We start from the raw sequence: 17,609 nt of genomic DNA, 5'->3' as shown, positions 1-17,609 counted from the left end.
CCCTCAGCGCCGGAAGTTGACTTGCGTGCGGGAAATCGTAGCACCGCGCGCCACGCTTGGCCGATGGCGGCCGCAGGCGCCTCCACCGGCTAACATGACGGGATTGTTCAACTGATCCCTCACCCAGGAGACGGCATCTGCCGTGCGCGCGGAAACATGAATGACTTGCCAGGCGCGGCGCCGGCGCTGACACGCGCCCTGGCGCGGTTGGATCCGGATAACCTTGACCGCCACGCGGACGCCGCGGTGCGCGACCTGTTGCGCGAAGGCAGTTCCCCCAACACGGCTGCCAGCTATCGCACGGCGATCCGTTACTGGTCGGCCTGGTTCGGGCTGCGTTATGGCCGGTCGTTCGCCTTGCCTGTGTCAGAGGCCGCAGTCATTCAATTTGTGGTGGACCACGCGCAGCGGTCTTCCGGGGACGGTCTTGAATGGGAACTGCCGCTGGAGCTGGACCAGGAACTGGTGCGCCTGAAGGCAAAGGGACGGTTGGGCGCGCCCAGCCTGAACACGCTGCTGCAACGCCTGTCGGTGTTGTCCAAGGCGCATGAATTGCTGGGCCACCCGAACCCCTGCCGCGCCGCCGCCGTGCGCGAGCTGGTGTCCAAGACGCGCCGCGCGTATGCTCGCCGCGGCGTCGCGCCCGCGCGCAAGGAAGCCCTGACGCGCGAGCCGCTTCAAGCCATGCTGGACACCTGCGACGATTCGTTGCGCGGCAAACGCGACCGCGCCCTGCTCCTTTTTGCCTGGGCAAGCGGCGGCCGGCGCCGGTCTGAAGTGGTGCAGGCCACCGTGGAGAACACGCGCCGCGCGGGCGATGGCTATCTGTATACGATGGCGCATTCCAAGACGAACCAGACGGGCGCCCTTCGGGCGCAGGACCAGAAGCCGATATTGGGCAAGGCCGCGCAGGCGCTGGCGGACTGGCTGGCCGCAAGCGGCATCCGCCAAGGGCCGATCTTCCGGCGCGTGCGGCGCGGCGATGTGGTTGGCGAGCCGCTGGCCGCCGCGGCGGTGCGCGACATCGTTCTGGAACGCAGCCGGCTGGCCGGACTGGACGGCGCCTATTCGGCACACAGCCTGCGGTCCGGGTTTGTAACGGAGGCCGGGCGGCGCAACGTGCCGCTGGGCGACACGATGGCGATGACCGGCCACGCCAGCGTAGCGACGGTGATGGGATATTTCCGGGCCGGCGCCGCGGCGCAATCTCCGGCCGCTCGCCTGCTGGACGACCCGCAGGGGCCAGGCCTACAGGATCCCCCCGGCCTGCCGTAATGGTGGGAGTGACCGTACAATCACCGCGCCCCGGCCTTTACGCCGATCGATGCCCATCGGATCGGATGCAACCGCCCAAGGCGCCGGCTTGTCCCCTGCCCGTCCCCGACCCCCATGCAAATCAATCTTCGCGGGCTTGTGCTTGCGCTTACCGTCTTCAGCGCCATCGCGGCCACGGCCAATGCCCTGTATGCAAGCTATCTGGTGCAGCGTGAGCAGTTGATCGAGAACACCCTCGAATCGAACCGCGTCTACGCCACGAAGCTGGCGGAAAGCGCGGCAAGCTTCCTGCGGTCCGCACAGCAGCAATTGGGATACAGCGCCCGGCACATGCCCGAGCTGATGGGATCGCCGGATCGCCTTGCCGCCGAAGTGATGCGCGTGCAACAACAGACCGATAGCTTCAACTCGGTAGGTGTCGTGGGGGTGGACGGCACAGTCCTCGCGACCACGCAGACATTCCGGAGCTTTCTGGGCGTGCAGATCGACAGTCCGGGCAGCCGCGCCGCCCTGCGGGCCCGCCAGCCCATGATCAGCAAACCCTATGTGTCGGTTGCGGGCAATCTGCTCGTCAATGTGTCGCATCCCATCTTCTCGAACGACGGCCAGTACCTGGGGTACGTGGGGGGCACGATTTACCTGCGCAATGAAAGCGCCTTGCATGAACTGCTGGGCAATCACCACTACCACGATGGATCGTATCTGTACGTGGTCGATGGCGATGGCCAGCTCATCTATCACACCGATGCCTCTCGCGTGGGCGAGACGGTGCTGTCCAATCCGGTGGTGGCATCGGTGGTCAAAGGCAACGCCGGCGCAATGCGCGTCATCAATACCAAGGGCGTGGACATGCTGGCCGGGTATGCGCCGGTACCCATCAGCGGCTGGGGCGTGGTGGCGCAGCGTCCCGCGCAGGTCACATTGGAGCCGATCCACGACCTTATCTGGGCGCTGTTGGGCTATGCCGCGCCGCTGGCGGTGGCGTTCCTGCTGGCCATCTGGTGGTGCGCCCGCATGATTTCGCTACCGCTGTCGCAACTGGCGACGAACGTGGAGCATCAGGACGTCAGCGAGGCGATGCAGCGAGTGCATTCCGTCAAGGCGTGGTACTTCGAGGCAGAGCGCCTCAAGCGCGCCGTGATCGCCAGTTTCACCAGTCTGCAGGACAAGATTGGCAAGCTGAACCTGGCCAGCATCACCGATCCGTTGACCGGCCTGCGCAACCGCCGCGGCACCCAGGATGCGGTGGACCAGATGCAGGCCGGGGGCACGCCTTTCTCGGTGGTGGCGCTGGATATCGACCATTTCAAGCGGATCAACGATACCTATGGCCACAACGTGGGCGACGAGGTGATTCGCGACATGGCGCAGATCATGCGCGAGTGCTCGCGCCCGTCCGACGTGCTGTGCCGTAACGGCGGCGAGGAGTTCCTGATCCTGTTGCCGGGCGTGGCCGCGCGGGAAGCTGTCCATATCGCCGAACGGCTGCGCACGCATATCGCCGAGCGCCCCTTGCACGGCGACAATCGCGTCACCGTGTCGGCCGGCGTGGCGCAATGGCCATCGAGCGGGCCGGATGTGGACGAAGCGTTCCGTGCCGCCGATGCCGCGTTGTATGTGGCCAAACAGCAGGGCCGCAACCGGGTGGTGATGCACGAGGCTTGATGCCTGGGTATGCGAGGCCGCAGGTCGCCGGCACGCGTGCCCTGTCTGCACGCGGCACGGCGCCCCGAAAGTCGATGGCGCAAGTTTTCGCAGATAAACGCAATTAACTGCGTTCGAACGAAATAATCTTGCCTGCATAAACTGAAATAAGCCATCTTCTGCCAAAACCCGGGTCCGCATAGGGGCAATTACAGTATCCTGCGCAGCTTCCACTTTGCCTGGACCTGCACGCCGAGATGTTGCGCCCCGCCGTCGCGCCAAAATCCCTGGAATGTCATTTCATCGCGCTGGCCGTCGGCGTGCTGTTGCTGGTGTCGGTGCTTGCCGGCATCCTGCTCTATCAGAATTGGCGATCGTATGGGGCGGCTGCGGACGCGCGGCAGGCATTCTCGTCGGTGCGCGCGACGATCCGCGTCATGGAGCATGCCTCGGCGGAGCGCGGCCCCATGAACGCAGCGCTGGGGTCCGCCCTGCCCGTGCCGCAGCACGTCATGGATTCCCTGTCAGCGGCCCGCGCGCGCACGGACGCCCTGATTGACGCGCTGCTGGCGCTGCATGCCGGCGCCGACGGCGCCGCAAAGCGCGGCGAGATTCACGAGATTCGCCAGGCGCTGGCCAGCGCGCGGCAGGACATCGACCAGCTCATCGCCACGCCGCGCGATCAGTTGTCGGGACAAATGTTGTGGGATGCGGTCAGCGGCATGGTTCGCGTCATTCCGCAGTGGCAGGCCAGCCTGGCCGCCAACGCGGGATGGGTCATGCGCAGTGAAGCCAATGCGCCCAGTTTGCTGACGCTGGCACTGCTGGCCAGCGAGCTGCGCGAACAGGCAGGACTGCTGGGATCCACCTATACGCCCGCGCTGAGCCGCCACCGGAAGCTGACGGCCGAGGAACAGTTCCGCATTGAACGCGTCCTGGGCCGGATCGACGAGTTGCGCGCGCTCATTGAAGCCCGCATGGCGACGCAGCCCGATGTGCGGGCCTCCGAGGTCTATGCCCGGATGCAGCAGCGCTACTTCGGCGACGGCCTGGCCTATCTGGCGCGCGTGCGCGGGCAGGCATCGCACCAGTCCGACGAGCCCGCCGTGTCGACCGCCGCGCTGGCGGCAGCCTATGTGCCGCTGATGGGCGCCATCACGGAATTTCGCGACGTGCTGCTGGACGAGATGGGACGTCATATCGAGGCGCATCGCATGGCCGCTGCGCGGCTGCTTGCCGTGACCCTGGCGGCCACCGCGCTGCTGGTGGCCGCCCTTGCCGTGGCGCTGGTGCAATTTCGCAAGCGCGTGATCCAGCCCTTTGCGCAGGCCACGCGCATCATCGGATCCATTGCCAGCGGCTCGGCGCCAGCCAACATTGCGCACGGCAATCATCATGGCGAAGTGCAAGACATGTTCAATGCGCTGCGCGTGCTCAAGGAGAAGTCCGCCGCGCAGAAGCAGCTTGAAGCTGAGCGCGACCGGTTGATTGCGGATCTGGCGCACTCCGCCGAAACGGACTATCTGACCGGGCTGCTGAATCGGCGAGCCTTTGAGAAGCGCTTTGAGGGGGCGCGCGCGCATTGGGACGAGAGCCAGCCGATGCTGGCTTTCATCCTGTTCGATATCGACCACTTCAAGACCATCAATGACACGCACGGGCATGCCAGCGGCGACCTGGCGCTCAAGGCCGTGGCGCAGCTGTGCCACACGACGTGGCGTCAGTCGGATGTCGTTGCGCGGGTGGGCGGAGAGGAATTCGCGGTGCTCTGCCGCACGCGCAGCGCACAGCAGGCGATGGAGATGGCGCAGCGGATGCGAGACCGCATCCGGACCTGCTCAGTCACGTCGGCAACCGGCGTCCCGTTCGGGCTGACGGCCAGTTTCGGCGTGGCGTGTATTTCGTGGAGTCATGCAGAAAGCGTCAGCGGCCTTTTTCGGGCCGCTGACGAACTGCTTTATCTGGCGAAATTGAATGGGCGCGATCAAGTCCAGCAACGCACCCTGGGGTGAAGGCGGGGGTCCGGCCCTCCGGGGGCCGGCCTTCCGGCGTCCGGGCTTACAGGCTTAGTTCTTCACGCGCGAGACGTCGGCCTTTTTGGGCGTGTCGGCGTGGGACGGCGTGTCGTGCCGGTCGGACTGCTTGTTGGCCTCGGGGGCCTTCCAATTCAACGGGGGGATCTCGAAGCTTCCCTTCTTGGCAGTCAATTGATGAGACATAAGCATGCTCCTGGACAGGCGCATGGCTTCCCCCGCCGAGCATTGCGCACAGATTCAGGCGGGCCATGAATGCCGCGGGTGCGGGGGAGCATTCAGGAGCAGGCGTCGCCGGGATTCGAAACAACTGGCTTGTTCTTATAATTTTGCCGATAGATAAAAGATTTTAGCAGAATTTTGGCAGAAATAGCAAGCTAAATTGCGGGGCGCGACTGAATCTCGTACCGAATCCCATACCGAGCCCCGCGCCGACGTGCAGGAAAAATTGTTGCGCGCCACCGAGTCCCTGATCTATGCCGGGGGCATCAACGCCACCGGCATGGATCTCATCGTCAAGACCTCCGGTGTGGCACGCAAGCGCATCTACAAGCACTACGACACCAAGGAAGTCCTGGTGGCCGCGGCGCTGTCGGCCCGCGACGAGCGCTGGATGCACAGGTTCATCGAAGCAACGACGCGCGCGCCTTCGCCCCGCGATCGCGTGCTGTCGATCTTCGATGCGTTGCGCGAGTGGTTCGCCTCGGAAGGATTTCGCGGCTGCGCCTTCAGCATCAACGACCTTCCCATCAAGGAAGCCGACCGCAACTTTCACTGGCCGCTGGGACGCCGCCCGGATGATCATCCGAGCCTGTCCGACCTGGGCATGTAAACGTCCTGCACGGCTCTCGTGCGGGCCTGCAACGCCTGGGCGGCCTACGAGCCGCGCAGGCGCTTGACGCGCGCATTCCCCTTCAAAATAGCCTAGGGATTTCCCCCGATTTCGCGGCTATCGCGACACTCGCGCGCAACTTTCGCACGCCTTGAAAGGTGAACGGAAGTTTGGATTTTTAGACTCCCGCATTCATTGCAGTGTCAGCTTTTGTTCAGACCTCAGTCAGGCAAAAGCACAACAACGGGAGGAAAAGACCATGCAAACAAAACGCAGCGCCGTGCGGCGCGAGGCGTGGGCTGCGGGCACGATGATCGTGCTGGGCCTGGGCGCCATCGCGCAGGCGTCAACCTACACATTGGGAACCCTGGACCGCATGGGCCCGGGCATGTTCCCGGCCATTCTGGGCGTGCTGCTGGTGCTTCTTGGCTTGGCCATCGCCAAGATGGCGGCTTCGCCCGTGGCCGCCGAGGAAGATGCCGAAGAAGTGGCGCCGCCCGAGTGGCGCGGCTGGGGCTGCATCATCGGAGGCCTGCTTTCCTTCATCCTCATAGGCAAGTTCGGCGGCCTGGTGCCGGCGACATTCGTGCTGGTCTTCATCTCTGCCATGGGCGACCGTCAGCATACCTGGCGCTCCGCAGCCATCCTGGCTGCCGGCGTCACGGTGCTTGGCGTGGCCGTGTTCTCCTGGGCGCTGCAACTGCAGTTTCCGTTGTTCCGCTGGGGTTGATCCATGGAAATCTTCAATAACCTGATGCACGGGTTCTCTGTCGCTTTCGCGCTGGACAACCTGATGTGGGCCATCTTTGGCGTGTTCATGGGCAACCTGATCGGCGTGCTGCCGGGCATGGGCGTGCTGGCCGCCATTTCGATCCTGCTGCCCCTGACCTACACGATGACGCCCACGGCGGCGCTGGTGATGCTGTCCGGCATCTACTACGGCTCGCAGTACGGCGGCGGCATCACGTCGATCATGTTGAACCTGCCCGGCACGGCGTCGCACGCGGTGGCGTGTCTGGACGGCAATCCGCTCGCGCGCAATGGCAAGGCGGGCTCGGCCCTTTTCATGCTGATGTTCTCGTCGTTCTGCGGCGCGTCCGTCGGCATCCTGGCAATGATCCTGTTCTCGCCGCTGCTGGTCGACGTCGCGTTCAAGTTCGGTCCCGCCGAGTACTTCTCGATGATGATGCTGGGCCTGCTGGCCGGCGCAACGCTGGCCAAGGGTTCGGCGATCAAGGGCGTGGCGATGGTGGTCGTCGGCCTGCTGCTGGGCGTGGTGGGCACCGACGTGAACACCGGCACGATGCGCTTTCACTTCGGCATCCTGGAACTGTCCGACGGGCTGCAGATCGTGGCGCTGGCCATGGGGCTGTTCGGCGTGGCGGATTTCCTGAAGAACATCAATCGCATCGGCGGCGACAGCAAGGTCACCTCGACGAAGGTGAGCATGAAGTCCATGCGTCCGGAAGCCGGCGACATCAAGCAGTCGCGCGGCGCACTGGTGCGCGGCACGGCGATCGGTGCGGCGTTCGGCATCCTGCCGGGCACGGGGCCGACCATCGCGTCGTTCATCTCGTACGCCACGGAAAAGAAGGTTGCCCGTGAACCGCGCCGCTTTGGCCGCGGGGCCATCGAAGGCATCGCCGGTCCGGAAGCCGCAACCAGCGCATCGACGCAGACCAGCTTCATCCCGACGATGAGCCTGGGCATCCCTGGCGATCCCGTCATGGCGCTGATGCTGGGCGCGCTGATCATTCACGGCATCCAGCCGGGTCCGCAGATGATGGTCGAGCATGCCGACATGTTCTGGGGGCTGATCGCCAGCTTCTGGGTTGGCAACGTGCTGCTGCTGCTCCTGAACCTGCCGCTCATCGGCATGTGGGTGCGTCTGTTGACGGTTCCCTTCCGCTATCTGTTCCCTGCCGCACTGTTCTTCGTCTGCGTGGGGGTGTACAGCACGAACAACAACCTCTTCGACGTGGGGATGGTGACCTTGTTCGGCGCCGCGGGCTACGCGTTGATCCGGCTGCGGTTCGAACCGGCGCCGCTGCTGCTGGGGTTCGTCCTCGGGCCCATGGTGGAAGAGAACTTCCGCCGCGCCCTGCTGCTGTCGCGCGGTGAGTTGTCGATCTTCGTGACGCGGCCCATCAGCCTGGGCTTCATCCTGGCCTGCGTGGGGCTGATCGCCCTGCTGGCGGTGTCGGCGCTGCGCCAGCGCAAGGCGCGCGAAGCGCTCAGGCACGCGGAGTCTGCCGCGTAAACGCAAATCAAGAATCGGGGTAGTGCTGCTTTGGCCGGTCTTAAGGACCGGCCTTTTTTTGCCTGGCTGCCGCGTCAGCGATGCGGATCAGCGATGCGGGTCAGCGATGCGGGTCAACTTTCCGGCGTGGCGGCGTGGCCGTCGATGTGGCCAAGCGGGCGGCCCGGATCCAGGCGGTCGCGCACGCGCTGCTTGAGCACCTTGGCGTCGGGGAAGCCGCCGTCGCGCTTGCGGTCCCAGATCAGATCGCCGTCGTAGGTGATCTGGAAAATTCCGCCGGTGCCGGGCTGCAGCGCCACTTCGCCAAGATCCGTCGAAAACGTGGAAAGCAATTCTTGCGCCATCCAGCCCGCGCGCAGCAGCCATTGGCACTGCGTGCAATACAGGATGACGATGCGAGGGCGCAAGGCAGACGGGTTCATGGGAACGGCATTCTACGCCTGCGCGGGCGGAGGCGATCATGGATAATGTCGGGTTTTCCCGGGTCTGCAATGGGCCCAGAGCCTCGTATGAAGTCTGCCTTGACGCCCCGAGGCCAGCGCTGGCTGATCGGTCTTTTGATGGGACTGGTCACGCTCACGCCGATGGCCATCGACATCTACCTGCCTTCCCTGCCCGCCATGGCATTGGCGTTTGGCGAGCCCATCGGCGCCTTGCAATCGAGCATCACCCTGTTCATTTTTGCGGTGGGCGTGGGCCAGGTGCTGATCGGCCCGCTGGCCGACCGCTATGGCCGCCGGCCCGTTGCCCTGTGCGGCGCTGCGGCATATCTGGCGGGCTCGGCGCTGGGCGCGTCGGCAACGTCCCTCGAGGTGTTTTACGCGGCGCGCGTCATCCAGGGACTGGGCGCGTGTTCCGCATCGCTGGTCGCGTTTGCCGCCGTGCGGGATTGCTTTACCCCGGCCGTCGGCGCGCGCGTCTACAGCTACCTGAACGGCGCGCTATGTTCCGTGCCCGCGCTGGCCCCGATGGTGGGCGGCGTGCTGGCCCTGCATGCAGGCTGGCGCAGCACGTTCGTCTTCATGACGGTGTTCGCGCTGGCATTGGCGGCGCTGCTGGCCGTGCGCTTCGAGGAAACCCGCGCCAAGCTGACGCACCGGCCAGGCGCGCTGTACAGCCTGCCCCGTTATGCATCCATCGTCACCAGCGGACGGTTCCTCTACTTTGCGTGTTTCGGCATGGCGGGCATGGCCATGATCCTGGTGTTCGTGTCGGCCGCGCCCGTCGTGCTGGTCGAGCAGCTTGGGTACAGCGAGCTGGGCTTTTCGGCATGGTTTGGGGCGAATGCAACCATCAACATCGCGGCGTTTTTCCTGGCGCCCGCGTTCATCGCGCGCCATGGCCGCTACACCATGGTGCGCGTCGGTATGGCCGCCCTCCTGCTGGCGTCGGTCCTGCAGGTCGGCGCGTGGCTGTGGATGCCCCTGTCGGCCTGGGTCTTCATGCTGCCGGTCACGGTGTTTACCGTCGGATTCTCGCTGGCGCTGGGATCGGGGCTGAGCCTGGCGCTCGAACCTTTTGCCGACCGGGCGGGCACTGCCGCCGCCGTGTACGGCCTCTTCCAGATGAGCGGGTCGGCAGTGATCGCCACCCTGCTGCTGGACAGCGGCATGGCGCCTCAAGCGGCCATGGCGCTGGTCGGCGCGGTCATCGTGGCGCCGCTGCTGCTGCTCTCGCCGGCGTTGGGCCGGCGCCTTGCCGCCGGTTCCTGAGCCGGTGGGCGCGGGACGTGCGCTAGTATCCGGGAACAACCACCTGGAGGCGACATGTCCATCGAAAAACCCGCGGACGAACCGGTGCTGCTGCGCAGCGCCGAAGGCGGCGTCGTCACGCTGCGCCTGAACCGTCCTTCCCAGTTCAACGCCTTGTCCGAGGCGATGCTGGCCGCGTTGCAACAGGAAATCGCCACACTGGCATGCGATGCCGACGTCCGCTGCGTGGTGCTGGAGTCGGCCGGCCGCGCGTTCTGCGCGGGCCATGACTTGCGCGAGATGCGCAGCCAGCCGGACCTTGATTACTACCGGGCGCTCTTTCGCCGATGCGGCAGCGTCATGCAAGGCTTGCAGGCGCTGCCGGTGCCCGTGATCGCCAAGGTGCACGGCATTGCCACCGCGGCGGGATGCCAACTGGTCGCCAGCTGCGATCTGGCAGTCGCCGCGGACACCGCGAAGTTCGCCGTGTCCGGCATCAACGTCGGCCTGTTCTGCGCCACGCCCGCCGTGGCCCTGACCCGCAACGTGTCTGCCAAGCGCGCCTTCGAGATGCTGATGACCGCGCGCTTCATCGATGCTGCCCAGGCCGTGGATTGGGGGCTGATCAACGCGGCGGCGCCCGAGAGCGAGCTGGATGCGCGGGTGCGCACGCTGGTGGACGACATCCTGGTCAAGAGCCCGGCGGCCGTGCGTTATGGCAAGCGGATGTTCTACAAGCAGCGGCAGATGGCCCTGGCCGATGCCTATGATTACGCGGGCGACGTGATGGCCCGCAACATGATGGAGGCGGACGCGTGCGAAGGCATCGACGCCTTCCTGCAGAAACGCCCGCCGCGCTGGACGTCGTGACGACGCACCGGCGGCTGGGGCCGGGCGTTAGACCAGCCAGCCCAGCGACCAGCCGCTGACGGCCGCCAGCAGCACCACCCATAACGGCGACCAGCGGGCATAGACCAGCAACGCGAACAGCAACAGCGCGAGGCCAAAGTCGGCCTTGCCCAGGATTGCGCTGGTCCAGACAGGGTCATACAGCGCGCCGAGCAGGATGCCGACGACGCTGGCATTGACGCCGGCCACCATGTTGCGCACGCCTGGCCGGCGCCGCAGCGTGTCCCAGAACGGCAGCGCCGCGGTAAGCAGTAAAGCGCCCGGCACGAAGATGACACAAAGAAGCAGCAAGCCGCCCGCCCATCCGGACAAGGGGCCGGACGACATCGCGCCCAGGAAGGCCGCGAAGGTGAACAAGGGCCCTGGCATGGCCTGGGCCGCACCGTAACCGGCCAGGAAGTCCGCGCTGGACACCATGCCGGTGGAGACCGACGCCGTCTCCAGCAGCGGCAGCACCACGTGCCCGCCGCCAAAGACCAGCGCGCCGGCGCGATAGAAGCCGTCGATCTGGCCCGCCAGCGCGCCGCTGGAGATCAGCGCCCAGAGCGGCAGCCCCGCCATCAGCACGGCAAATAGCACCAGCGAGGCCACGCCCGCCGCGCGCGACACGCCGGAAGGCGCGTGGGACAGGACGGGCCGGGCCGGCAATTGCAGGAAGGCCGCACCGATCACCGCGCCCAGCACCACGGCGCCGATCTGCCCCAGCGCGGCCGGCAGCACCACCGTGAGTAATGCGGCGGCGACCGCCAGCGCGGCGCGGGATCGGTCCGGGCACAGCGAACGGCCCATTCCCCATACCGCCTGCGCAACGATGGCCACGGCGGCCACCTTCAGCCCATGAATGGCCGCCGACCCGGAAAGCCAGCCGTAGTGGGCAAGCCCCATCGCAAATCCGATCAGGGCGAGCGCCGAAGGCAGCGTAAAGGCGACCCACGCGGCCAGCATGCCGGCCCACCCGGCGCGGCGCAGGCCGATCGCCATGCCGACCTGACTGCTGGCCGGGCCCGGCAGAAACTGGCACAGCGCGACCAGGTCCGAAAAGGTGTAATCATCGAGCCATCGGCGCCGGTCGACAAATTCGGTGCGGAAGTAACCCAGATGCGCGACCGGTCCGCCAAAGGACGTCAAGCCCAGGCGCAGGAACACCAGAAACACTTCAAGACAGGACCCTCGGTCCGTCTGGGCGCGCGCGCCGGTGGCCGGCTTGCTGTCGACATGTTCGTCATGGGGGGATGGGTGCGGCATTGGCTCGGGCTTCGTGGGGAATCGGGGCGGCGATTTTATAAAAGGCCCCAGCACCAAGCTTATAGCCGGGCCACGGCCGGGATTCAATCGGATAAATGTCAGGAATTGGCGCTTGGCGGGCGCACCGCCCGGCGCATCATGGCCCATATCAAAAATGGGTTCTTGGCACTTCAGCGGTAGGCCAATCGGCGCCATCATTTGCCGGTCATTCCCCCATCCCATTGCAATAGAAAGGTCTGAACATGAGCCAACGGTTGAATTATTTCCAGGTGTCCGAAGTCCTGTCGAAGAAGTATCTGGACTTCAGCATGGCGCTGAAGAAGACGCCTGTGGTCCAGGAGCTTGGCTCGCTGGTCGATATCCGTGCCTCGCAGATCAACGGCTGCGGATTCTGCCTGGACATGCACGTCAAGGAAGCCACGATCAAGGGCGAGCGCGCGCTGCGCCTGCATCACGTCGCCATCTGGCGCGAATCGCCCCTTTTTTCGCCGCGCGAACGCGCCGCGCTGGAATGGACCGAGGCGCTTACGACGCTGCCGCCGCACGGCGTGCCGGACGAGATCTACAACGCCGTGCGGGCGCAGTTCACGGAATCCGAGCTGTCGGATCTGACCTTCCTGGTGGTCGGGATCAATGGCTGGAACCGGCTGAACGTCGCGTTCCGTACCGAGCCCGGGTCCGCGGACAAGGCCTATGGCCTGGACAAGGCCGGTTTGAGCTGACCGGCGTTCTCCTGGCGCGACTCACATGAGCTGCAGGATGCGGCGCGCCAGTTGCTCCGCCTGCTCGGCCGAGACGATATTGGTGAAGCTCATGAGCAGGCCGGCGCGCGCGTCCGGCGCCGCCGACCAGTGCGACAAGGCATGGGCGTACAGGCCCTGCCGCAGCATGCGCGCCGCAAGTTCGCGGTCGGTCCGATGGCCGTCCAGCCGCGCCACCAGGTGCATGCCGCCCGGCTGCGGATCGATGCGCAACCGGTTGCCCAGCACGCTGGACAGCGCCGCGGCCGTGGCCTCGCGCCGTTCGCTGTACAGCCGGCGCATGCGCTGGATATGGCGCGCGAAGTGTCCTTCGTTGATGAACGAGGCCAGCACGGCCTGCGTCAACGCCGGCGCACCGCCCGCCAGCAGCATGCACAGACGCTCGAAGCGCGGCGCCTGCTCCTCGGGCACCACCAGGTAGGCGAGCCGCATGCCGGGAAACAGCACCTTGCTGAAGGTGCCCGAATACAGCACGCGGCCCTGGCGGTCCAGGCTTTTCAGGGCCGGCAGCGGACGGCCGACGTAGCGATATTCGCCGTCGTAATCGTCCTCCACGATCCACGCGCTGCTGCGTTCGGCCCAGTCCAGCAGCGCCTGGCGCCGGGGCAGCGATAGCGACAGGCATAGCGGACTTTGGTGCGCGGGCGTCACGACCGCCGCCCTGGCCCGCGGCTCCTGCGCAATGCCCGCCTCCACGACCAGCCCTTGCGCGTCCACCCGCACCGGCACGGCCTGCATCCCTGCCTGCGCCAGCAGCGCCCGCGTGGGCGGATAGCCGGGGTCTTCCACCCAGACCGAATCGCCGGGCTTGAACAACGCCTGCATGATGAGCTGCAGGGTGTTGTTGTAGCCCGACGTGATGAACACCTGACCGGGCGTGCACTGGATGCCGCGCGCCACCTGCAGGTAGGCGGCCGTCGCGGTCCTGAGCGCGAGCAAGCCCGAGGGATCGGGGTACGCAAGGTCCGGCGGCTGCATGCCGCGCAGATGGCGCGCGCCCAAACGCGCCCAGATCTTGCGCGGAAAGGCGTCGAGCGCGGGCAGCCCCATCTGGAAGGGCAACGGGGCGGCGGGACGTTGCCAGCCGTCTTCCGGCGCCTCGGCGGGCCGGGCCTTTGCGGCGGGCGCGGAGCGCGCAATCGGTTGCAGGTTGGGAGCGACCACGGTGCCGGCCTGGCCACGCGCCTGGATGTAGCCCTCGGACGCCAGCAGCGAATAAGCGACCTCGATGGTGCCGCGCGCCACGCCGATTTCCTTGGCAAGCGCGCGTGCCGACGGGATGCGGTCGCCGGGTTTGAGGGTACCCTCGGCGATGGCGCCCCGGAACCGCTCATAGATCTGGCGGTAGAGTGGATGACCGGCGGCGTCAGAGACGGTTTGCAGACCGTCGGGGGTTGCGGGAATCATGGCATAGTCCGTAAGCGCATTTATGGCCCTTCAAATTATGGCATGTGGTTTTTAAGATTCGTACTCACGGTGGGCGTACGCTTCGCGCCCTGAACTTCGAGCTACTGATCCAATGCACACATCCACGGAACCGTCCTTGCGCCATCTGGAGACCCCGGAAGAATGGCAGGCCTGCCTGCCGCTGATGCGCGAGCTGCGCCCCCATCTTGCCCACGACGACGCGTTTGTCGAACGCCTGGCCCGCATGCACCAGCAGAACTATCGCCTGCTCGCCGTCATGCGCGACGGCGAGGCGCTGGCGCTGGCGGGATACCGGTATCAGGAAAACCTGATCTACGGGCGGTTCCTGTACGTGGACGACCTGGTGGTGTCGCCGTCGGCCCGCGGCAGCCGCTGGGGCGCCCGGCTAATCGCCGAGCTGGATCACCTGGCGCGCGGCGCGGACTGCGACAAGCTGGTGCTGGACACCGGGCTGGGCAACGCACTGGCGCAACGCTTCTACTTCCGGCAGGGCCTGTTGACCAGCGCCATCCGGTTCAGCAAATCCTTGAAAGGAAACACCCAATGAGCATTCTTCGTATCCGCTGCAGCCCGCGTGGGCTCGATTCCGAGAGCTATCGCCTGTCCCAGCGCATCGTCGACCGCCTCGTGCGGTCGGCGCCGGCCGGCGGCCTGGAGGTCGTCGAGTTTGACGCAACCACCCTCACCCATGCGGACAGCGACTATGCCGCGGCGCTGGCCGCGCCGGCGGATCCTGCCGCCGACGTGCTCGGGCGCGGTTCGCTGCACGCGTCGGGCGCGCTGATCCGGATGCTGGAAAACGCCAGCCACATCGTGCTGGCCACGCCCATGCACAACTTCACCGTCCCCTCCGCGTTGAAGGCATGGCTGGATCTTGTCGTCCGGGTGCGCAATACGTTTCACATCACGCCGCAGGGCAAGGTCGGATTGCTGGCGGACCGCCCCGTGTTTGTCGCGATTTCGTCGGGCGGAGCCTTCAGCGGCGAAGAGGCCCGTCAGCCGGACTTCCTGACGCCATACCTGCGGCACGTGCTGGCGACCATCGGGCTGAAACAGGTGACGTTTGTATCGGTGGAGGGAACGGCCCGTGGGCCGGCTTATCTTGCGGGTGCTCGCAAGCAGGCCGAACGCGCGGTCGATGCCATTTCTTTTTCAGCCTCCACATGCGGCTCCAGCCGGATACCAGCCGGATGGCGCCCGTCCGACCCGCTGGCGGCCGGTGACGCAATCCCTTCGGGCCATCCGATCGGGCCGCATTGACACGCTTGATTTAGCCGCTCTACGCTAGCCCGCACTTGTGGTCCAACTTGGGCGTGGTCCTGCCCCGGCGCACCAAGGTGCGGGAGGCGCAACATGACGCTATGCAGGCCTGGAGCAATCGCATGCGTGCTGCTGTGGCTGAGTGTCCTCGCGCCAGCCGGTGCGCAGGCGGCATGCAGCGACAAGACCTTGCGCGGGATGTCGGACGCGGGACGCAGCGTGGCGACGATTGCCAAACGCTGCGGAATGAGCGCGACAGCGGTGAAGGAACGCCTGGGCGCGGGCGAAACCAAATCGAACCGCGCGCCGCCCGAGGCCGCTGCGCCCGCCGCCGCGGGGGCAGCCGACGCCGGATCCGCGGCATCCCCGGCCGCGCCAGCCGCGACCTCCGCCGCCAACACCACAAAGACCGCCAAGCCGGTAAAGGCGCCCGCCGAGCCGCCAAAACACCCGCCAGGCACCATCCTGGAACTGTGCGGATGCTACGGCAGCATGGAATACGGCTTCACCGAGCCGAACGCGCAATGCGTGAGCGGCAAGGCCGTGGCGACACGGTGTCCGGGCTATTGCCCGGTGAACCGGTCGCCATGGCGCCGCATCTGCAGTTGAGGCGGCGGCGAGCCGCCCTGCCCGTCAGTCGGCCGCGCTGACTTCGGGCTGGTGCGGACGCGCATGCACCTGGTCGATTCGCAGGCCGTCCCGCCGCGTCACTTCGAACCCCCAGTCACGCAGCATTACGGTGTCGCCCGTTTCGGGGATCCGGCCGCCCGCGCGCAGCAGGCATCCGGCCAGCGTTGCATCGGGATAGTCGTCGGCAAGCGCCGGCGCATCCAGAAGGCGTGCGGCTTCGTCGACGGACAAGCGGCCGCCCAGCAGCCACGAGCCGTCGGAAAGCTGCAGGGCGTCCGGGTGGTCTTCCTGGTGTTCAGGCAAGTCGCCCGCCACCGCTTCCAGCACGTCCAGCGGCGTGACCAGGCCTTCGCACACGCCGTGTTCATCGACGACGATCAGCATGTGATCGCGCGAGGCGCGCAGTTCATCCAGCACCTTCAGCACCGGCGTGGTTTCCATCACGTAGCGCGGTTCGCGCGCCAGTTCCACCAGGTCGATCGGGCCGGGGTTCTGCAGCAGCGGCAGGACCTCCTTGAAGTGCAGCACGCCCAACACGTTGGCCGGATCCCCCGCGCACAGCGGCAAGCGCGAGTGACCGGTGGCGAACTTGCGAATGATCACGTCGGGCGTGTCGGACACATCCAGCCACGTCATGTCGCCGCGCGGGACCATGATCGAGCGGATGTCGCGCGTGCCGATGGACAGCACGCGCTCGATCATCGAGCTTTCCTCGGGCGCGAAGGCCGGCTCGTCCCCGGCGCCGTCCACCAGCGCGACCACTTCATCGGCTTGAGACACCGGCTGGCCGGCGCGGCCGCCGCGCAAGAGGCGCAGCACGGCCTGCGCCGTGCGCTGCCGGCGGCCAAGCGCATGCGTGCCTCGGGCGCGGTTGCGGCGGGCCAGCTGGTTGCACAGCTCGATCAGGATCGAGAAGCCGATGGCCGCATACAGGTAACCCTTGGGAACGTGGAAGCCCAGGCCTTCGGCCACCAGGCTGAAACCGATCATCAGCAACAGGCCCAGACACAGGATCACCACCGTCGGGTGACGGCCCACGAATGCCATCAGCGGGCGGCTGGCGATCATCATGACGGCCATTGCGAGCACCACGGCGATCATCATGATGCTCAGTTCCTGCACCATGCCCACGGCGGTGATGACGGAGTCCAGCGAGAACACGGCGTCCAGCACCACGATCTGCAGAATGACCTGCCAGAAGACGGCGTGCTGCGGCTTGTGCCCCTGGTCGTGGCTGGCGCTGCCTTCCACGCGTTCGTGCAGTTCCATCGTGCCTTTGAACAGCAGGAACAGGCCGCCCAGGATCAATATCAGATCGCGTCCGGAGATTTCGGCGCCCAGCACGGTGAAAAGCGGCGCGGTCAGCGTGACCACCCAGGCAATACTGGCCAGCAGGCCCAAACGCATCACCAGCGCGAGCGTCAGGCCAATGAGCCGCGCGCGGTTGCGCTGCTCGGGCGGCAACTTGTCCGCCAGGATGGCAATGAACACCAGGTTGTCGATGCCCAGCACAATTTCAAGAATGACCAGCGTCGCCAGGCCAAGCCAGGCGGTGGGGTCGGACATCCAGTCGAAAATCATCAGGTTTCCACGGAAAGCGTAAGCGAGCGCGCGTTCGGGGCGCGCCGGCGGGAAGGGAGT

General features: G+C 66.2%; 16 protein-coding genes and 1 pseudogene. 12 read left to right on the top strand and 5 right to left on the bottom strand.

The features are described 5' to 3' along the window. Window positions 1-156: 156 nt before the first annotated feature. The 3 genes from LN047_RS13605 to LN047_RS13595 all read left to right on the top strand — a co-directional run bounded on the left by LN047_RS13605 (window position 157) and on the right by LN047_RS13595 (window position 4,931). The gene (locus LN047_RS13605; RefSeq protein WP_373982020.1) at window positions 157-1,275 is read left to right on the top strand and encodes a site-specific integrase; all 1,119 of its coding nucleotides are present in this window, start codon (window positions 157-159) and stop codon (window positions 1,273-1,275) included. 114 nt (window positions 1,276-1,389) lie between these two features. Next, window positions 1,390-2,940 (top strand): diguanylate cyclase, encoded by a 1,551-nt coding sequence (locus tag LN047_RS13600; protein ID WP_373982019.1) that lies wholly within the window; start codon window positions 1,390-1,392, stop codon window positions 2,938-2,940. 236 nt (window positions 2,941-3,176) lie between these two features. Then, window positions 3,177-4,931 (top strand): diguanylate cyclase, encoded by a 1,755-nt coding sequence (locus LN047_RS13595; RefSeq protein ID WP_373982018.1) that lies wholly within the window; start codon window positions 3,177-3,179, stop codon window positions 4,929-4,931. Between the two features lie 54 nt (window positions 4,932-4,985). On the opposite strand, the gene LN047_RS13590 is transcribed toward LN047_RS13595, so the two are convergent. Next, on the bottom strand, window positions 4,986-5,138 hold the full coding sequence (locus LN047_RS13590; protein ID WP_174245449.1) for a hypothetical protein: 153 nt from the start codon (window positions 5,136-5,138) through the stop codon (window positions 4,986-4,988). Between the two features lie 262 nt (window positions 5,139-5,400). Between LN047_RS13590 and LN047_RS13585 the strand changes: the two are divergent. The 3 genes and pseudogenes from LN047_RS13585 to LN047_RS13575 form a co-directional block, all read left to right on the top strand. Further along, window positions 5,401-5,682, top strand: a pseudogene (locus LN047_RS13585) (TetR/AcrR family transcriptional regulator); the annotation flags it as partial. A gap of 361 nt (window positions 5,683-6,043) precedes the next feature. Then, window positions 6,044-6,514, top strand: coding sequence for a tripartite tricarboxylate transporter TctB family protein (locus LN047_RS13580; RefSeq protein ID WP_346539591.1), 471 nt, complete (start codon window positions 6,044-6,046; stop codon window positions 6,512-6,514). Between the two features lie 3 nt (window positions 6,515-6,517). Next, on the top strand, window positions 6,518-8,044 hold the full coding sequence (locus LN047_RS13575) for a tripartite tricarboxylate transporter permease (protein WP_056317816.1): 1,527 nt from the start codon (window positions 6,518-6,520) through the stop codon (window positions 8,042-8,044). Between the two features lie 113 nt (window positions 8,045-8,157). Here LN047_RS13575 and LN047_RS13570 read toward each other — a convergent pair whose 3' ends face one another. Next, window positions 8,158-8,466, bottom strand: a complete 309-nt coding sequence (locus tag LN047_RS13570; RefSeq protein WP_373982017.1) for a SelT/SelW/SelH family protein — start codon at window positions 8,464-8,466, stop codon at window positions 8,158-8,160. Window positions 8,467-8,553: 87 nt separating this feature from the next. Between LN047_RS13570 and LN047_RS13565 the strand changes: the two genes are divergently transcribed. Together LN047_RS13565 and LN047_RS13560 are read left to right on the top strand one after the other, a co-directional pair. Further along, the gene (locus LN047_RS13565; protein ID WP_373982016.1) at window positions 8,554-9,756 is read left to right on the top strand and encodes a multidrug effflux MFS transporter; all 1,203 of its coding nucleotides are present in this window, start codon (window positions 8,554-8,556) and stop codon (window positions 9,754-9,756) included. Between the two features lie 54 nt (window positions 9,757-9,810). Continuing rightward, window positions 9,811-10,605 (top strand): enoyl-CoA hydratase, encoded by a 795-nt coding sequence (locus LN047_RS13560; protein WP_373982015.1) that lies wholly within the window; start codon window positions 9,811-9,813, stop codon window positions 10,603-10,605. 27 nt (window positions 10,606-10,632) lie between these two features. On the opposite strand, the gene chrA is transcribed toward LN047_RS13560, so the two are convergent. Next, on the bottom strand, window positions 10,633-11,889 hold the full coding sequence (chrA, locus tag LN047_RS13555) for a chromate efflux transporter (protein WP_373982014.1): 1,257 nt from the start codon (window positions 11,887-11,889) through the stop codon (window positions 10,633-10,635). A 242-nt stretch (window positions 11,890-12,131) separates the two neighbouring features. On the opposite strand from chrA, the gene LN047_RS13550 reads away from it, so the two are divergent. After that, on the top strand, window positions 12,132-12,611 hold the full coding sequence (locus tag LN047_RS13550; protein ID WP_373982013.1) for a carboxymuconolactone decarboxylase family protein: 480 nt from the start codon (window positions 12,132-12,134) through the stop codon (window positions 12,609-12,611). A 21-nt stretch (window positions 12,612-12,632) separates the two neighbouring features. Here LN047_RS13550 and LN047_RS13545 read toward each other — a convergent pair whose 3' ends face one another. Further along, a complete protein-coding gene (locus LN047_RS13545) occupies window positions 12,633-14,057 on the bottom strand; it encodes a PLP-dependent aminotransferase family protein (RefSeq protein WP_373982012.1) in 1,425 nt (474 codons plus the stop codon). A 112-nt stretch (window positions 14,058-14,169) separates the two neighbouring features. Between LN047_RS13545 and LN047_RS13540 the strand changes: the two genes are divergently transcribed. From LN047_RS13540 to LN047_RS13530, 3 genes are all read left to right on the top strand, one after another. Further along, complete coding sequence (locus LN047_RS13540; protein WP_373982011.1) at window positions 14,170-14,625, top strand: GNAT family N-acetyltransferase; 456 nt, start codon at window positions 14,170-14,172, stop codon at window positions 14,623-14,625. After that, entirely contained in the window at window positions 14,622-15,338 is a 717-nt protein-coding gene (locus tag LN047_RS13535) for an FMN-dependent NADH-azoreductase (protein WP_373982010.1), read from the top strand. The genes LN047_RS13540 and LN047_RS13535 overlap by 4 nt, the downstream gene beginning before the upstream one ends. A 126-nt stretch (window positions 15,339-15,464) precedes the next feature. Beyond that, complete coding sequence (locus LN047_RS13530; RefSeq protein WP_373982009.1) at window positions 15,465-15,947, top strand: hypothetical protein; 483 nt, start codon at window positions 15,465-15,467, stop codon at window positions 15,945-15,947. A gap of 24 nt (window positions 15,948-15,971) precedes the next feature. On the opposite strand, the gene LN047_RS13525 is transcribed toward LN047_RS13530, so the two are convergent. Beyond that, the gene (locus LN047_RS13525; protein ID WP_223575532.1) at window positions 15,972-17,549 is read right to left on the bottom strand and encodes a TerC family protein; all 1,578 of its coding nucleotides are present in this window, start codon (window positions 17,547-17,549) and stop codon (window positions 15,972-15,974) included. Window positions 17,550-17,609: the final 60 nt, after the last annotated feature.

It is taken from the genome of Achromobacter sp. JD417 (assembly GCF_041879325.1).
In the GTDB taxonomy this organism is placed as follows: domain Bacteria; phylum Pseudomonadota; class Gammaproteobacteria; order Burkholderiales; family Burkholderiaceae_B; genus Achromobacter; species Achromobacter mucicolens.
Note: the sequence above shows the minus strand (reverse complement) of the source record. Positions and strands in the feature narration are given on the sequence as shown.

Excerpts from the sequence above, each read along its gene's own strand:
- LN047_RS13540 (WP_373982011.1), top strand. The coding sequence starts at position 14,170 with ATGCACACATCCACGGAACCGTCCTTGCGCCATCTGGAGACCCCGGAA.
- LN047_RS13535 (WP_373982010.1), top strand. The coding sequence starts at position 14,622 with ATGAGCATTCTTCGTATCCGCTGCAGCCCGCGTGGGCTCGATTCCGAG.
- LN047_RS13570 (WP_373982017.1), bottom strand. The coding sequence starts at position 8,466 with ATGAACCCGTCTGCCTTGCGCCCTCGCATCGTCATCCTGTATTGCACG.
- LN047_RS13575 (WP_056317816.1), top strand. The coding sequence starts at position 6,518 with ATGGAAATCTTCAATAACCTGATGCACGGGTTCTCTGTCGCTTTCGCG.
- LN047_RS13600 (WP_373982019.1), top strand. The coding sequence starts at position 1,390 with ATGCAAATCAATCTTCGCGGGCTTGTGCTTGCGCTTACCGTCTTCAGC.
- LN047_RS13550 (WP_373982013.1), top strand. The coding sequence starts at position 12,132 with ATGAGCCAACGGTTGAATTATTTCCAGGTGTCCGAAGTCCTGTCGAAG.
- LN047_RS13580 (WP_346539591.1), top strand. The coding sequence starts at position 6,044 with ATGCAAACAAAACGCAGCGCCGTGCGGCGCGAGGCGTGGGCTGCGGGC.
- LN047_RS13565 (WP_373982016.1), top strand. The coding sequence starts at position 8,554 with ATGAAGTCTGCCTTGACGCCCCGAGGCCAGCGCTGGCTGATCGGTCTT.
- LN047_RS13545 (WP_373982012.1), bottom strand. The coding sequence starts at position 14,057 with ATGATTCCCGCAACCCCCGACGGTCTGCAAACCGTCTCTGACGCCGCC.
- LN047_RS13595 (WP_373982018.1), top strand. The coding sequence starts at position 3,177 with ATGTTGCGCCCCGCCGTCGCGCCAAAATCCCTGGAATGTCATTTCATC.
- LN047_RS13560 (WP_373982015.1), top strand. The coding sequence starts at position 9,811 with ATGTCCATCGAAAAACCCGCGGACGAACCGGTGCTGCTGCGCAGCGCC.
- chrA (WP_373982014.1), bottom strand. The coding sequence starts at position 11,889 with ATGCCGCACCCATCCCCCCATGACGAACATGTCGACAGCAAGCCGGCC.
- LN047_RS13525 (WP_223575532.1), bottom strand. The coding sequence starts at position 17,549 with ATGATTTTCGACTGGATGTCCGACCCCACCGCCTGGCTTGGCCTGGCG.
- LN047_RS13605 (WP_373982020.1), top strand. The coding sequence starts at position 157 with ATGAATGACTTGCCAGGCGCGGCGCCGGCGCTGACACGCGCCCTGGCG.
- LN047_RS13590 (WP_174245449.1), bottom strand. The coding sequence starts at position 5,138 with ATGTCTCATCAATTGACTGCCAAGAAGGGAAGCTTCGAGATCCCCCCG.